At 29.3% G+C, this 16,665-nt stretch carries 18 protein-coding genes; 2 read left to right on the top strand and 16 right to left on the bottom strand.

All coding sequences use genetic code 11. From position 1 onward, the window contains the following. Nucleotides 1–29: 29 nt before the first annotated feature. Nucleotides 30–1,199 (top strand): sporulation integral membrane protein YlbJ, encoded by a 1,170-nt coding sequence (gene ylbJ / locus Ccar_RS00680; RefSeq protein ID WP_007060119.1) that lies wholly within the window; start codon nt 30–32, stop codon nt 1,197–1,199. Here the strand turns inward: ylbJ and Ccar_RS00675 are convergent. The 6 genes from Ccar_RS00675 to Ccar_RS00650 all read right to left on the bottom strand — a co-directional run bounded on the left by Ccar_RS00675 (nt 1,182) and on the right by Ccar_RS00650 (nt 7,076). Continuing rightward, nucleotides 1,182–1,706, bottom strand: coding sequence for a hypothetical protein (locus Ccar_RS00675; protein WP_007060120.1), 525 nt, complete (start codon nt 1,704–1,706; stop codon nt 1,182–1,184). The genes ylbJ and Ccar_RS00675 overlap by 18 nt on opposite strands. 14 nt (nt 1,707–1,720) lie before the next feature. After that, nucleotides 1,721–2,203: a pantetheine-phosphate adenylyltransferase gene (gene coaD / locus Ccar_RS00670; RefSeq protein ID WP_007060121.1), complete on the bottom strand. Its 483-nt coding sequence runs from the start codon at nt 2,201–2,203 to the stop codon at nt 1,721–1,723. A gap of 5 nt (nt 2,204–2,208) precedes the next feature. After that, nucleotides 2,209–2,769, bottom strand: coding sequence for a 16S rRNA (guanine(966)-N(2))-methyltransferase RsmD (gene rsmD, locus Ccar_RS00665; protein WP_007060122.1), 561 nt, complete (start codon nt 2,767–2,769; stop codon nt 2,209–2,211). A gap of 163 nt (nt 2,770–2,932) precedes the next feature. Continuing rightward, nucleotides 2,933–4,978 carry an ATP-dependent DNA helicase RecG gene (gene recG / locus Ccar_RS00660; RefSeq protein WP_007064504.1) on the bottom strand — a complete coding sequence of 682 codons (2,046 nt, stop codon included), beginning with the start codon at nt 4,976–4,978 and terminating at the stop codon, nt 2,933–2,935. 94 nt (nt 4,979–5,072) lie between these two features. Continuing rightward, nucleotides 5,073–6,710, bottom strand: coding sequence for a DAK2 domain-containing protein (locus Ccar_RS00655; RefSeq protein WP_007061455.1), 1,638 nt, complete (start codon nt 6,708–6,710; stop codon nt 5,073–5,075). A gap of 15 nt (nt 6,711–6,725) precedes the next feature. After that, nucleotides 6,726–7,076 (bottom strand): Asp23/Gls24 family envelope stress response protein, encoded by a 351-nt coding sequence (locus Ccar_RS00650; protein WP_007061456.1) that lies wholly within the window; start codon nt 7,074–7,076, stop codon nt 6,726–6,728. Nucleotides 7,077–7,280: 204 nt separating this feature from the next. On the opposite strand from Ccar_RS00650, the gene rpmB reads away from it, so the two are divergent. Next, nucleotides 7,281–7,472 carry a 50S ribosomal protein L28 gene (rpmB, locus tag Ccar_RS00645; RefSeq protein ID WP_007061457.1) on the top strand — a complete coding sequence of 64 codons (192 nt, stop codon included), beginning with the start codon at nt 7,281–7,283 and terminating at the stop codon, nt 7,470–7,472. A 146-nt stretch (nt 7,473–7,618) separates the two neighbouring features. On the opposite strand, the gene Ccar_RS26960 is transcribed toward rpmB, so the two are convergent. The 10 genes from Ccar_RS26960 to Ccar_RS00600 all read right to left on the bottom strand — a co-directional run bounded on the left by Ccar_RS26960 (nt 7,619) and on the right by Ccar_RS00600 (nt 16,661). Further along, nucleotides 7,619–7,786, bottom strand: a complete 168-nt coding sequence (locus Ccar_RS26960; protein ID WP_007061458.1) for a hypothetical protein — start codon at nt 7,784–7,786, stop codon at nt 7,619–7,621. Between the two features lie 91 nt (nt 7,787–7,877). Beyond that, on the bottom strand, nt 7,878–8,552 hold the full coding sequence (locus Ccar_RS00640) for a DUF2971 domain-containing protein (protein ID WP_007061459.1): 675 nt from the start codon (nt 8,550–8,552) through the stop codon (nt 7,878–7,880). A gap of 178 nt (nt 8,553–8,730) precedes the next feature. Further along, the gene (locus Ccar_RS00635; RefSeq protein WP_007061460.1) at nt 8,731–9,369 is read right to left on the bottom strand and encodes a thiamine diphosphokinase; all 639 of its coding nucleotides are present in this window, start codon (nt 9,367–9,369) and stop codon (nt 8,731–8,733) included. Then, entirely contained in the window at nt 9,370–10,020 is a 651-nt protein-coding gene (gene rpe, locus Ccar_RS00630; protein WP_007061461.1) for a ribulose-phosphate 3-epimerase, read from the bottom strand. A 39-nt stretch (nt 10,021–10,059) separates the two neighbouring features. Beyond that, a complete protein-coding gene (rsgA, locus tag Ccar_RS00625) occupies nt 10,060–10,926 on the bottom strand; it encodes a ribosome small subunit-dependent GTPase A (RefSeq protein WP_048029787.1) in 867 nt (288 codons plus the stop codon). 23 nt (nt 10,927–10,949) lie between these two features. After that, nucleotides 10,950–12,836, bottom strand: a complete 1,887-nt coding sequence (gene pknB / locus Ccar_RS00620) for a Stk1 family PASTA domain-containing Ser/Thr kinase (protein ID WP_007064506.1) — start codon at nt 12,834–12,836, stop codon at nt 10,950–10,952. After that, nucleotides 12,814–13,563: a Stp1/IreP family PP2C-type Ser/Thr phosphatase gene (locus Ccar_RS00615; protein ID WP_007061466.1), complete on the bottom strand. Its 750-nt coding sequence runs from the start codon at nt 13,561–13,563 to the stop codon at nt 12,814–12,816. Before Ccar_RS00615 ends, pknB begins: the two co-directional genes overlap by 23 nt. A 4-nt stretch (nt 13,564–13,567) precedes the next feature. Beyond that, a complete protein-coding gene (gene rlmN / locus Ccar_RS00610; protein WP_007061467.1) occupies nt 13,568–14,617 on the bottom strand; it encodes a dual-specificity RNA methyltransferase RlmN in 1,050 nt (349 codons plus the stop codon). Nucleotides 14,618–14,626: 9 nt separating this feature from the next. Next, the gene (gene rsmB / locus Ccar_RS00605; RefSeq protein WP_007061468.1) at nt 14,627–15,955 is read right to left on the bottom strand and encodes a 16S rRNA (cytosine(967)-C(5))-methyltransferase RsmB; all 1,329 of its coding nucleotides are present in this window, start codon (nt 15,953–15,955) and stop codon (nt 14,627–14,629) included. A gap of 25 nt (nt 15,956–15,980) precedes the next feature. Then, nucleotides 15,981–16,661 (bottom strand): zinc metallopeptidase, encoded by a 681-nt coding sequence (locus Ccar_RS00600; protein ID WP_007061469.1) that lies wholly within the window; start codon nt 16,659–16,661, stop codon nt 15,981–15,983. Nucleotides 16,662–16,665: the final 4 nt, after the last annotated feature.

Genomic DNA, 16,665 nt, shown 5'->3' with positions numbered 1-16,665 from the left:
ATGGATTTATGTAAGGTTGGTGGTTAAGATTGAAAATTATATTATACATATTGATAATACTTATAATTATATTATTAGCTGTTTTACTGAAGAATAAAAATCTTTTTGTAACCATTGTTTGTTCTTTGATTATACTAGAAATAATAGCTTCTCCTAAACTTTGTATAGATGGAGCAGTATCTGGAGCTTTACTTTTTTTCTATAAAGTATTTCCTTCGCTATTTTCTTTTTTGATAGTATCAAATGTAATAATGGCTTACGATGGCATCTACATATATTCTAAAATCCTTGGCAATGCTTTATGTAGGCCATTAAGGCTGCCAAAAAGCTGCAGTTTTGTATTAATGATAAGTTTACTTTGTGGATATCCTTTAGGCGCAAAATATGCTTGTGATTTATATGAAAAGAACATAATAAATTTAAAAACCTGTGAAAGATTATTAAATATAGCTTCAAATGCAAGTCCCCTATTTGTACTTGGATCTGTAGGCATATCTATGTTAAAAGACTCTAAAATAGGATATATATTATTATTATCAAATGCTCTTTCATGTATAGCTATGGGTTTTTTTCTTCCTGCAGATATTTATGGACAAAAAAATGGCTTTAAGGGAACTCACACTTACTCAAATTCAAACATTGGTAATGTTCTTAAATCCAGTATCGAAAATTCCATTAAAACCTGCCTATCTATAGGCGGATTTGTTACTCTTTTTTCTGTAGTAAATAACATTGTTAAAAACAATTATTTATTTAACAGTTTTTCACATAAGCTTTCTCTATTACTTAATACTCCTCAAGACATATTACAGGGGTTCCTGCTAGGAATAATAGAAATGACTAATGGATGCAATTTAGTTTCAGCATCAAATTCATCCATATTATTAAAAATAGCACTAGTAAGTTTTCTTTTTACCTTTAGCGGATTATCCATTATCTCACAAGTTTACTCTTTCACTTATAAATTTAATATTTCCATGAAAAAATATGCTTTCAGAAAGATACTACAAGGTATAAGTTGCTCTATAATAAGCATAATTCTTTATAAACTTATGTATTTCAATCAGTCAAAACAAAGCTTCAATATAAATTATATAAGTACTTATTCACTTGAATATACTTTTATAATAACAATTATTTTTTTAATAATTCTACCTTGGATTACTTTTAAGATCAAGAAACTATTTCATATCCCTTAGTTCTTTAATATTTTCTCTTATTGTATCAGAATTTAAATCAATGCTAGATTCTAAATCAACTACAAAATCTTGCATTTGCTTTTTTAAGTTTATCATCATAGTTTTACTTTTATTAGCTATTTCATTGTCTAACTGATTTAAAATTTCATCTGCATAGTCCCTGGCTCCTAATCTTATAGATTTAGCACTTCTTTCAGCAGAAGCTACAATAGCCTCTGCTTTTACTTTTGCTTGTCTTGTTATATCATGATTTTCTATTTGCTTCTTTAAAAAATTAATATTTTCCCTTTTTAAATTTTCAGCTTCTTCAATAGCCTCACTTAATATTCTCTCTTTTTCTTCAACTATCCACTGGGCTTTTTTCAATTCATCTGGAAGATAATTAATTATTTTTTCTATTATTTCCAAAGTTTCTTTCTTGTGTACTATAACTTTCCCTGTCATAGGAACTTTTGCAGATGTTTCTATAATTTCATTAAGATATTCTAGTAATTTAATAACATCCATAAAATCTTTTCCCCCTAAAGGTTTTTTATCTTATTAATTACAGCTGGCATTACACTATCTGGTACTAATCCTTGAATACATCCACCAAACATAGCTACTTGCTTGACTGATGAAGAACTTAAAAAAGAATTTCCTGCACTAGCCATCATAAATACTGTTTCTATATTAGGATCCAGTTTACTATTCATAAGTGACATTTGAAATTCATATTCAAAGTCTGAAACTGCTCTAAGCCCCTTAACTATTACCTTAGCATGTTTTTGTCTCAAAAAATTAATTAGTAATCCACTGAAACTTTCAACCTTTACATTTGGTATATCTTTAACCGCTTTCTTAATTAATTCAACTCTTTCTTCTATATCAAAAAGTCCTTTTTTTTGTGGATTTACTAATACTCCAACAACTAATTCATCAAAAACCTTTGAAGATCTTTTTATTATGTCTAAATGACCATTAGTTATAGGATCAAAACTTCCGGGGTATACTGCTGTTCTCATAATAATTAATCCTCCCTGTACCTATAGAAACAAACTGTTGTTTTACCGTACTTTCTATAATCAACAAGAATTATTTTATCTGTTCCCTGATATAATTCTTCTCTAGTATCAATTTTAGTTACTATAAGTCCATCTTTATTCAACAATCCTTCTTTTTCTATAATTTCAACTGCAGGTGGAATCATATCTTTCATGTAAGGTGGATCTATAAAGATCAAATCAAAAACTATTTTTTTCCTAGCAAATTCTTCTAGCGCCTTGTATGAATCCATATTAATACACTTACAAATTTGTTGAAATTTTAGATTTTCTACATTTTTAACTAAAAAAGAATAAGTTTCAGGACTTCTGTCAACCAAATAACATTGTTTAGCTCCTCTGCTAGCAGCTTCTAATCCTAAACTTCCTGTTCCAGAAAACACATCCAAAGCTATTGAACCATAAGTTTTATTTTGTATTATGTTAAACATAGCTTCTTTTACTCTATCTAAAGTAGGTCTCGTGGTATCCATACCAATTGGTGACATAATTTTTCTTCCCTTTGCAAGACCTGCAATAATTCTCATAATTTTTCCTCCTTGTAATTAGCACGATGTTTAAAAATTATATATTTTTCTATAATATTTTAACATATATGCTTTCATTATACAAAATTTATTTCCGTTATCAGAAATACAATTTGAATTCTCAAAATACTTATTTTTTGTTAAATTAATAGAAAATATAAAATTAATTAAAACAAATATATTTTGTACTTTTACCAATTTTATCATAAATTCCATTTTTAATATTTATATCTTTGTCATCCTTACTTTCTGTAAGTCTTTTAGCTTCTGCATTTGCTAATTTCAATAAATTTATATCCTGAACTACATCTGCCAGTATGAGTCCATTTTCGCCATGCTGCCTAAAACCAAATATCTCTCCTGCTCCTCTAATTTTTAAATCTTGTTCAGCAATAAAGAATCCATCATTACTGCTTTTCATAATTTCCATTCTTTTTCTTATAATATCATTTTTAATATCTGCAATAAGTATACAGTAGGATTTATGCTTTCCTCTTCCCACTCTTCCTCTTAATTGGTGGAGCTGTGCTAATCCAAATCTTTCTGCATTTTCTATTATCATAAGAGTAGCATTAGGAACATTAATTCCCACTTCTATAACTGTAGTAGAAACAATAACCTTTGTTTTTCCTTCCTTAAACTCATTCATTATTTTTTCCTTGAGTTTTGGAGACATTTTACCATGTAGAATTTCCACACTTATGTCCTTAAAATACTCCTCTTTCAATTCCGTGTATAAGTTTTCCACAGAACTTAATTTTAATTCTTCATTCTCTTCAACTAGTGGACAAACTATATATACTTGTCGTCCTTTTCTTATTTCATCTAAGGCAAAATTATAAGCTTTATATTTGAAATCTTGTTTAATATATTGAGTTTCTATTTTTTGACGTCCTGGAGGTAGTTCATCAATAATTGATACATTTAAATCGCCATAAAGATAAAGGCTTAAAGTTCTAGGTATAGGAGTAGCTGTCATAACAATAGTATCTACATTTGCTCCTTTATTAGTCAACCTGCTTCTCTGCATTACTCCAAATCTATGCTGTTCATCTGTAACTACCATTCCCAAATTTTTAAATTCCACATCATCTTCAATCAAAGCATGTGTACCTATTATTAAATCTATTTCTCCACTGGCTAATTCTTTTTTTATTTCCTGCTTGTTTTTTTGTGATACACTCCCGCAAAGTAATTTTATATTTATACCAAAGCCTTCAAATAATTTTAATGCTTCATCATAGTGTTGAGTGGCTAATATTTCCGTAGGTGCCATCATTACAGCTTGATACCCATTTTTTATAACATTAAATATAGATATTAATGCTACAATAGTTTTACCACTTCCTACATCACCTTGAACCAACCTATTCATAGGACACGATTTTTTTTCATCTATTAATATTTCTCTTATTACCCTATTTTGAGCCTTAGTCAACTGGTAAGGAATCCTATCCTTTAAAGCATTTAGTTCTTTTGCTATACTAAATGCTATACCTTTTTTATTTTCATTAAAATAATTTTTAAGCATCAATATTTTTAATGAATACGTAAATAATTCCTGAAACTTAAGTCTTTTAGTAGCTTCGTCTAACTCAGCTAAATTTATAGGATTATGTATAACTCTTATAGCTTTATCTAGATCACATAATTTATATTTATTTATTATATAATCAGGTAGATTTTCTACTATTACTACATCTTCTAATATTATATTTACTAACTTAATTACTAAATTGTTAGTTATTCCAGATTTTAAAGGATATTTTGGTATTATCTTTTCCTCTACTTTTGAAATATTTTGATTGTTTTTCAACAATTTAGGATTAGCAATAAACATTTCTCCTCTAAATTCTTCTATTTTTCCCATCAAAGTATATATGTTACCTATTCTAAAGCTATTTTTTATATAAGGCTGATTAAACCATTTTCCCTTTAAAATATTGTTCCCATCATGAAAAACTATAGTTGTTAATGTTTTTCCTGTTTTAGTTCTTATATCTCTCTCAATTCTAATGGTTTTGCAATTTATTATCACTTTATTATTAGTTTTTTCTCCATTTATATTTCCACAAGAAGATATACTTTCATAATCTCTTGGAAAATATAAAAGTAAATCCATAACATTGAATATACCACATTTTCTTAAATTGTCTGCTGTTTTAGGTCCAACTCCCTTTATGCTGCTTATGTCACTATATACATCCACAAAACCACCCACTTTTAAAACTCATAATAAAACTTACCAAACACTTGCTTATCTACAAATAAAAAAAGCCTAAAGGCTTTTTTTATTTAAGATTTTATTCCACAGATACAATAAAGTAGTATAATGGCTGATTTCCATCGTAAAATTGTACATCTATATCTTTATATTTTTCTTGAAGTTTACTTGAAAATTCATCTACTTTATCTTTTTCGCAATCCTTTCCACAAAAAACAGTTATTAACTCACTGTCATCCTTCACCATACTGGAAACAATATTATTGCATATGTTAAACATATCATTTCCTATTTCCTCTATTTTTCCTTCTACAATACCTAGAATATCTCCTTCTTTAATGACTTTACCATCTATTTCAGTATCTCTCACGGCATAAGTCACAGAACCTGTAGTTACCTTATTTATACCTTCTTCCATAGCTTTTATATTTTCATCAAGTTCTAATTCTTGATTAAATGATGTTATAGCTGTAATTCCCTGAGGTATAGTTTTAGTTTCTACTACCTTTACATTTTTATCAGAAATTTCTGCTGCCTGATTAGCTGCCATGATTATATTTTTATTATTTGGGAAAACCAGAATATTTTCTGCATTTATTTTATTTATACATTCTAATATATCTTGAGTACTTGGATTCATAGTTTGGCCGCCTTCTATAACAAAATCTACTCCCAGATCCTCAAATATATTTTTTATTCCTTCTCCCATGGCAACTGATACAAAAGCATACTTCTTTAACTGAATATTTTCCTGTTCTTCATCCTTTTCAATAGAGGCTTCATTATGTATATCTAATACATTTCTATGCTGCTCTCTCATATTATCAATCTTTATTTTAGAAAGTTCTCCAAGCTTAACGGCTTCTGACAATACCTTCCCTGGATCATTTGTATGAATATGAACCTTTACTATATCTTCATCATTAACTATTACCATAGAATCACCAATTTTTTCTATGGTATGTTTAAAATCATCAATTTCAACATTGTTTGAACGTATAAAAAATTCAGTACAATATCCAAACTTTATATCATGTTCTTCTAAGTTTTGAATTACCGATGGCACTTCAACTTTTTTAGGAGATTTAATTTCTATTGACTCCATATTATTCTTTACAACTTCATACATTCCTTGAAGTATTATAAGAAGTCCCATACCGCCAGCATCAACTACCTTAGCTTTTTTAAGCACTGGAAGCATTTCAGGAGTTTTATTAAGCATTGATTTGCTGTAGTCACAAACTTCTTCTAACATTACTGCTATATCGTCACTCTCACATTTAACCGCGCTTTCGCCGGCTGCTCTTATGATAGTAAGTATAGTACCTTCTGTAGGTCTCATAACAGCTTTATAAGCAGCCTTTGACCCTTCCATTAAGCTTTCCGCAAATTCTTTAGAATTAACATATTCTTTTGTTTCTAATGATTTTGCGATTCCCCTAAATATTTGTGAAAGTATTACACCAGAATTACCTCTTGCACCCATAAGTGCACCTTTGGATAATTTTTTTACAATTTCTCCTACTGATTTATTTTGCATACCTTGTATTTCTGATACAGCTGTTCTAAATGTCATAGACATATTAGTTCCTGTATCGCCATCTGGAACTGGGAAAACATTCAAAGAATTTACATACTCCTTATTTTCTTCTAGGGAGTTGCTCCCATTCACAACCATATTATAAAAGCATTGCCCATCTATTTTTAAGTGTTCCATTTATGAATTACCTCCCTAGACTCTGACACCTTGAACATTTACAGTAATACTTGATACTTTAAGTCCTGTATAATTTTCTAAATTATATTTTATTTTTTGAATTATGTTATTAGCTATCACAGATATCTTTGTTCCATATTCAACCATTATATATAACTCTATAAATAACTCGTTATCTTTTGAACGAACTTTTACGCCTTTACTTAAGTTTTCACCGTTTATTAATTTCCAGAGTCCATCTTTAGCATTTCTTGAAGCCATACCTACAACACCATAGCATTCCATAGTTGAAACTCCAACTATGTTGGCAACAATTTCTTCTGAATAATTAATATACCCATTTTCGCTGGTGATATTACCTATCATAATAAAATCCTCCCTACTTTAAACATCATATAACATATTTTATATTAAATAATAAATTTATTCAAGGAAATATATAATTTAAAACATTATTTATACTACTAAATTATATTATATACTTGCGCAACTAACCTATTCTATGGTAAAATAATAAATGTTTGAATTGAGGAGATTATTTCTTCACAGTTTTTTAAGGAGGTGTTTTTAATGTCAAAGAAGTGCGAAATATGCGAAAAAGGTGTTGTATTTGGTGTTCAATACAGCCATTCACACCGTCAATCTAAAAGATCATGGGCTCCAAACATAAGAAAAGTTAAAGCTATAGTTAACGGAACTCCAAAAACTATTCATGTTTGTACAAGATGCCTTCGTTCTGGAAAGGTTCAACGTGCTATTTAATAAATAAAAAATGCAGTTGTTTTTACAATTGCATTTTTATTTATTTTACTATAAACTTATTTTTTTTTCTTAAAGACTTTTATGATTCTAGATATAAATCTAGGAAGTTTTATGGTAATAAATTTCATATATATTCCTCCCCCAAATTAATGAAAATCTATAAGCTTAAATCCTAGGCAAATGAGTAATGCACCAACTACCATTATAAACCCCCAAAATGGGATAATAACAGTAATTATAATCCCCAAGCCAATGGATACCAGAGCAATTCCAACTTTTTTCTTAAAACTTTTAGTACACACCTTCTTAGACATATTATTATCCCCCAAAGTCATTCTATATTATTATATGAAACAGCAAAATAGAATGTTACAAAAATATTGATAATCTTAAAATTTTAATTATTTAGAAATCACCTGGGGAATATAAATCTGATTTTATCGGAATAATATTGAAGCCTAATCGCAAACAGTATAATTTTATAGCTTCTAAATACCAATCACTGGCTCTCGGATCAACTATTATACCTTCTATAAACTTAAATGGATCTATTTTTAAATTTATATGTGTGCAATTTTCATATTTTTTGTCTAAACATCTTTCATTATTTATAACAATCAATCTGACTTCATTTTCATGTTTAAAAGCTGACCTTTTTAATAATCCACTTCCAAATATAGCTTTATCACCTTTCATATTTTTTAATTGTAATAGTGCTTTTTCTAAATCATTATAATATATCACTGGTGAAAGTATTCCAAACTTAATATCAGAAATTAATTTAAATTTTTCCGGAGAAGTTTCAATTAATATCCCTTCTTTATTTGATGAATAAATTTTCCACAAGGCATCTGAAGTTCCTTCTAAACTCCAGCATTGTCCATATAAATCATTATCATGTAAATATTTATTTTCAATTTCATCAGTAGGTATTTCCCACTTATCTTCCCAAGACTTAATTTTTGTAAGATAAATCTCTTGTTTTTCCATCATGCACATAAATTTACCTAATGTCATATATCTATAAATTTTTATATTTTTTTTAATACTTTTATCAACAATAAGACCGTATGTATTCATTATTTATTTTTCCTTTCCCAAACTTGAACACTCCAAAATTATAAGATTTTAAATATCATGTATATGTTATGTAATATTCCCCTTTAACTACTTAATATTTTGATAAATTCAAAAAATATAAAAAAGTCCACTAGAATCTGTGAACTTTTTTCATTATATACTTTCTATTTAATTATATCTAATCTTTACTATAGAACACCATTAAATTTCCACTATTAAAGTTTATCTCAACTTCCCCATCTAAAAATTCATTAGATATAGTTCTAGGGTCTCCTATTTTTAAAAGGTACTCTTGAAGCTTATACTTAGCTCCCTTTATACTTAAATTTTCTACATTTTCACCATAACAATGAAGTGAAAATGTTTCACCCTTTTTTCCTTTTATTTTTATAGGCTTATCTACTATTTGGATACAATTATGATCATCCTTTATATAAGCATTTATATTTAATTTTAAACATTTCAAAAGCATACCCATATTTCCCATTAGATGATCTATTCTTGTACCAGTACAGCCTAATAAAATAATTTCAGTTCCACCTAGTTCCAATGCTTTATTTAACACAAGCTCTGTATCAGTAAAATCTTTATCTGTAGGATAAGTTTCTATACAACATTTTGGAGATTTTTTAAAAAATTCTAAAGCTTTTCTATCTATAGAATCAAAATCCCCCATTAAATAATTAGGCAATATATTGTATTCATATAAGCAATTTCCACCACTATCTGCACAAATCAAAAAAGAACTATCTTCTAATTCATTTTTTATTAGCTCATAGGATGGTGCTTCTCCCCCTGATACAATTACTATTTTCATTTACCTATCCCCTTTTAAAATCTTTATGTTTTCTTCAATTTTTCCATCCTTAAAAACTGCAGATCCAGCCACTATTACATTAGCACCACATTCCACTACACTTTTTATATTGTCTTTTCCTATTCCACCATCTACTTCTATAAGCAAATTTTTATTAAACTTATTGCTTAATTCTTTTAATTCCTTTATTTTTTCAGAACAATAATTTATGTACTTTTGTCCACCAAATCCAGGGTTTACAGTCATTATAAGTACCATATCTAAATTAGGTATCAAATACTTTATGCTTTCCACAGGTGTAGCCGGATTCAAAGCTATTCCTACTTTAGCTCCTAAACTTTTTATATAATTCACTGTTCTGTCTATATGTCTATCTGTCTCATAATGTATAGTTATCATGTCTGCTCCTGCTTTTACGAAGTCTTCCACAAATCTAGCAGGTTCTTCTATCATTAAATGAACATCAAAAGTAAGTGAGGTAATGTTTCTTATACTTTTAATTACAGGTATCCCAAAAGATATATTAGGTACAAACATTCCATCCATTACATCTATATGTACCCAATCTGCTCCATACTTTTCTAATGCCTTAACATCCTCACCTAATTTAGAAAAATCTGCTGACAATATTGAAGGTGCTAATTTTATCATTTTTGTATTTTCCTCCTTAATTAAAGTAACTAAAAATAGCTACCATTGAATTTTTCTATTGTTTATTTCTTCCAATGTCTTTATGTAAAATTCATACCGTTTTGCATTTATTTTTTTCTGTTCCACAGCATGCTTTACAGCACATCCAGGCTCTTTATAGTGAAAACATCCTGTAAATTTGCAATTACCTATGTATGAATCAAATTCAGGAAAGCACTGTTGTAAATCTTCTTTAGAAATAAACTCTATTTCTAAAGAAGAAAATCCTGGTGTATCCACTAAAAATCCATTCCCAATGTCTATGAGTTCACTGTGCCTTGTAGTATGTTTACCACGTCTCAACTTTTCACTTATCTCCCCAGTAGCCATAACTTCTTCTCCCATTATGGAGTTTAATATTGTAGATTTTCCGACTCCAGAAGGTCCGCATAAAACTGTAACATTATCCTGCAGCTTTTCTCTTATTAAATCAATTCCATAACCTTCCTTGGCTTTCAAAAACAGCGTTTCATATCCTGCACTTTTAACCATTTCTACAATTTCATTCATTTCTTCTTGTAACACTAAATCTAGTTTATTAAAGCATACTATGGCCTTTAAATTATTGTATTCACAACTAAGTAAAAACTTATTTAACAATTCTTCATTTATTTCAGGATTTCTTAATGCAAAAACTACTAATGCCTGGGTTACATTTGCCACAGAAGGTCTTATAAGCTTATTTATTCTAGGGTAGATTTTATCTATAACACCTTTTCCATTTTTTATTGTAATTTCTACTTTATCACCAACCATAGGCGTAAGTTCATTATGTCTGAACTTACCCCTAGCTTTACATTCAACTACATTTTTATCTGTTTTTATATAATAAAACCCTGCTATTCCCTTTATTATAGTTCCTTCCATACACCCTCCTATTGAATTAATAATTACTGACTTTTATTATTGTTACCTGAATCTGTTTTATTATTTGAATCTCCTGAACCGGATTTTCCTGGATTCACAGTACTTGGATTTTGACCTGGTTGATCATTTGGCTTTGTCACTGTACCTGGATCTGGCTTCTTAATATCTGGTTGAGCAGGTTGTTGTTCCTTATACTTATAATAAGTTAAGTTAACAGTACTTCCCGCTTTTGCTTGTTCCCCACCTGAAATAGACTGACTTATTACTTTTCCATCTTGAGATTTATCTGATGTATCTACTGCTGATTTTGTTACTTTAAAACCTGCACTAGATATTGTTCCTGAGGCTTCATCAATACCTTTTCCATTTACATCTGGAACAGTTAAATCCTTAACCTCTTGTCCTCTACTCACTACAAGATTTATTTTAGTATCTGCTGTAGCATCTGAATCTGGTTGAGGATCTTGCTTTATTACACTTCCTTTAGGCACGCTATCGCTATACTCTCGAGTTACATTTCCAAGCTTTAACCCACTTTTTTCTATAACATCCTTTGCAGAATCTAAATCCATACCTATTAAACTAGGAACTGCTAACTTATCTGGTCCACCACTTATACTAACTCTAACTTCCGAATTTACGCTTACACTTGTTCCTGGCTCTGGATAAGTTCTAAGCACAGTTCCTTCTGGCTTATCACTTTTTTCTTTTCCAATAGAAACAAATTTTAACTTGCTATCTTCAACAGCTTTTTTTGCTTCTTCTTGTTTCATTCCAACTATTTTAGGAACTGTAGTTTTAGCAGATGCCTTATTAAGCGCAAAGTATCCTGAAATTCCACCTATAACTAATACTAATATTGCTGCAGTAACAAACATTAATATTTTCCTTTTCTTAGGATCAAGCATTGTTTTCTTTTTATTATACTGTTCATCATAATCATCATTATATTTTTTATCATTAGCATACTTATTATCGTATTTACTATCTTCATATTTATTTCTATTATACTTATCTTTATCATCTACTACTACAGCATCCATTATTCTAGTCATGTCTTCATCAAAATCACTAGTAGAAATATCAACTTCCTGATTATTTTCTATTTTTCTAAGATCAGTTAGCATATCTTTTATTGTCTGATATCTTTTAATAGGTTCCTTTTCCACAGCTTTTAATATAAGCTTATTTAAATTATCAGGTATATTTTCATTTAACTGTTTTGGTGGAATTACTGGTTCTTGTATATGCTTTAATGCTACAGATACTGGACTATCAGCATCATAAGGTACTCTTCCTGTACACATTTCATAAATAACTATACCTAAAGAATATATATCTGTTCTACAGTCTACAAAACTTCCTCTAGCCTGTTCAGGCGAAAAGTAATGTGCTGATCCCATAACCTTGCTGGAATTAGTTATCGTAACTGAATTGGAAGCTTTGGCTATACCAAAGTCTGTTACTTTTACTACTCCTTCATTAGTGACCAATATATTTTGTGGTTTTATATCCCGATGTATAATGTTATTTCTGTGCGCACAATCTAAAGCTCTAGCTATTTGAATAGCCAGGTTTGCAGTTTTTGCTGTAGGTATCTTGCCCTGTTCACGAATTATTTGTTTCAGGGTTTTACCATTAACATATTCCATTACTATATAATTTATATCACCTTGTGTACCTACATCATAAATATTTACTATATTGTTATCTGAAAGACTGGCTACTGCTGTTGCTTCTCTTTTAAATTTTTCAACAAATTCTTTATCATCAGAATACTGTTCTTTTAATATTTTAACTGCTACATAACGATTTAATAAGTGACATTTAGCCTTATAAACTAATGCCATACCTCCCTCACCTATTTTTTCTAACAATTCATACCTATTACCTAGCATGGTTCCTATCATCTTCACACTCTCCTCCAAATACAATAACTGATATGTTATCCCTTCCACCCTTTAACTTACTAAGTTCTATTAATTGCTTACATGCTCCCTGATTATTATTATTCATTATTATATCATACATTTCATTTAAACTTACTCCATTAGATAATCCATCAGTACAGAGAATTATTTTTAACGTATCAGATAAATTTGCTTCAAAAATATCTATATCTACATCTATATTTGTGCCTAATGCTCTTGTTATTATATTTTTATTAGGATGACTTACAGCCTCTTCTTCAGTAATACTTCCTTCATCCACTAACTGCTGCACTAATGAATGATCCTTAGTTATTTTAATTATTCCATCATACTTCATAATGAAACAACTACTATCTCCTACATTAGCTACTATCATTTTATTCTCTTTAACTAAACATGCAGTTATAGTTGTCCCCATTCCATTAAGCTCAGAGTTACTTTTAGATAAACTAAAAATTTTTTCATTAGCTAATTTTATACCTGATTTCAATGTATCCTTCATACTCTCTATACTAATAAAACTAACAAATGATTTTACATAATCAATAGTAGTGTCTACTGCCAATTTACTAGCAACTTCTCCGGCATTATGTCCTCCCATACCGTCGGCAATAACATAAATATCAAAGTTCTCATTTTGATAAAATCCCACTGAGTCTTCATTAATTTTCCTAACGTTACCTATATCTGACAACATCCCTACCATTTTTTTACACCCCTCTTAAATAATTTTTAGATTTCAAATAGCTCCTTCTCAACTGACCACATGCAGCATTTATATCTGAGCCCATTTCTCTTCTAATAGTAGTTTCTATACCTTTTTTAATCAAAATGTTAGAGAAGTTTTTTATATTATTTGTAGGAGATTTTTCAAAATTGTTTTCCCGTACTTTATTTACAGGTATAAGATTTACATGACATAAAATCCCCTTTAAAAGCTTAACTAATTCTTCTGCAGATTGAGCACTATCATTAACATCCTTTACTAAAGCATATTCAAAGGTAATTCTTCTGTTTGTCTTACTTATATAGTACTTACATGCTTCTATAATCTCGTTTATAGAATATTTATTAGCTATTGGCATCATAGTTTTTCTAAGTTCATCATTAGCAGCATGAAGCGATATTGCTAGTGTTATTTGATAATCTTTATCTGCTAGTTCTTTAATTTTAGGAACTATGCCACAAGTTGAAAGAGTTATATGTCTTTGACCAATGTTAAGACAATATTCAGCATTTACTAAGCTTAAGAATTTTATTACATTTTCATAGTTATCTAGAGGTTCCCCACTTCCCATTAAAACTATGTTCGATATTCTTTCTCCTATTTTTTCTTGAGCTTTTAAAATTTGAGCTATTATTTCGCCGCTACTTAAGTTTCTCACCATACCCTCTACAGTAGATGCACAAAACTTGCATCCCATCCTACAACCGACTTGAGTAGAAACACATATAGAATTTCCATGTTTATATTTCATAACTACTGTTTCAATTATATTTCCATCCTTATATTCATAAAGAAATTTATGTGTATCATCATTCTCAGATTTGTATACTTCTATAATTTGTGGTATATCTATCTCAAAACATTTTATAAGTTTTTCTTTTGTACCTTTAGGCAAATTATCCATTTTCTCAAAATCCCACTGATTATTTTTATATATCCAGTGAAATACTTGCTTAGCCCTAAATTCACTTTCTCCATTATCCTTCATCCACTGCTTTAGCTCTTCAAGGCTTAAGTCTAAAATATTATCCACTAATTACACCTACCCACGTCTTATCATTTTTGCAATGAAGAATCCATCCATATATTTATTTGGCAATATGGTTATATATCCTTCATCATGATAAATTATATTATCTAATTTTCCGTAATATATTGGTTCTATCTGAAAATCTGGTCTCTTTTTTATAAACCATTTTATGTTTTCTTCATTTTCTTCCTTATTCAAAGTACAAGTAGCATAAATAAGTTTTCCATTCTTTTTAACATATTTAGCTGCATTGAGCATAATTGTCTTTTGAATTTTCACAAGACTTTCTAATGACTCTTTATCCTTATTCCACTTAATTTCTGGTTTCTTTCTTATAATTCCAAGTCCTGAACAAGGCACATCAATCAATACCCTATCACCTTTTTCTTCATATATATCCATATATTTAGAAGCATCTAAAGTGCCACATTTTACATTCGTTATTCCAAGTCTTTTAGCATTTTCCTTTATTAAAGGCAATTTATTTTCATGAATATCAAAAGCAAATATTTTTCCTTGATTGTTTGTAAGTTCTGCTATATGACAAGTTTTACCTCCTGGAGCACTACATAAATCTAAAACAGTCATATTTTCCTTTAACTCCATAGAAGGAGCCACCATCATTGCACTTTCATCCTGAACAGTGATTAATCCATTTTTAAAAAGAGGGTTGTTCTCTATATTTCTACCTCTATTTATTATAATTGCTTCTGGGCATACTTTTCCTTCTTCTATGTCATATCCATTCTTTTTAAGTTCTTCCCAAGCTTCTTCATAATTAGTTTTTAAATTATTTACTCTTACTGTAATTGCAGGAACTTCATTTAATCCCTGTAATATTTTTTTAGTTTCTTCTTTTCCATACTGGTTACTAAATAAACTAACCATCCATTTAGGAAAAGAGTAATCAAAACACATTTTTTCTATATCACTATTTTTATTATAATAATCTATATTATTGCTTCTAAGATAACTTCTTAACACTCCATTTACAAGTCTTGCAGTCTTCACAGCCTTTCTCTTAGCCAATTCAACTGCCTCATTAACTACAGCAAACTCTGGTATTTTATCTAAATACCTTATCTGATAAATAGATATCCTAAGTATATTTAGGATATCTACATCTAATTTTTTAAGTCCACTTTTTATATAATAATTCAATATAGTATCTATTGTATATTTGTATTTTAAGGTTCCATATACTATTTCTGTTACTAAAGCCTTATCTTTATCATTCATATCAGATCTATTTAATTCTTTTCCTATAACCATATTAGAGTATGAATTTCCATAAAATACTTCTTTAAGTATTTTAACTGCTGTTTTTCTAGCACTATCCATTATATTACCTCTGCTTCAATTATTTTTAATCTTCTCTTCTACTAATAAGTATTAATCTTATCAAGTTTGATATAGCTGTTATAGCTGCTGCTACATATGTCATGGCAGCTGCACTTAACACAGCTTTAGCTCCTCTTAGTTCCTCACTATATAGTATACCTCTTCTTTCCAATATTCTTAATGCTCTACTGGAAGCATCAAATTCTACAGGAAGTGTTATAAGTTGAAATATCACTACTGCCGAAAATAATAATATTCCAAAATTAATTAGAGGCTTTATGCCAAGTACAAACCCTGCAAAAAATAATAACCATGAAATATTTGAACTAAAATTTACCACAGGAACTATAGAATTTCTAATCACTAAAGGCGCATAACGTTCTTTATGTTGAAAAGCATGGCCTGTTTCGTGAGCTGCCACCCCAATAGAAGCTACAGAATTCCCATAAAAAACTTCTTCTGAAAGCCTCATTACTCTTCTAGTCGGGTCATAATGATCTGTAAGTTTTCCTGGAATAACTTCTACTGGTACATCATATAATCCATTATTGTCAAGTAGCATTCTTGCAACCTGTGATCCTGTATATCCATTACGATTTCCAAATCTCGAATACTTATCAAAAGTAGAAGAAACCTTATATTGAGCTACAGCTGCTATTATTAATGCTGGAATTAGTATAATGAAACTACTATCAAAATAAAACATAGCT

Origin of the sequence: Clostridium carboxidivorans P7, from assembly GCF_001038625.1 — a bacterium.
Classification (GTDB): Bacteria; Bacillota; Clostridia; order Clostridiales; family Clostridiaceae; genus Clostridium_AM; species Clostridium_AM carboxidivorans.
This window is presented reverse-complemented; position numbering and strand designations above follow the sequence as displayed.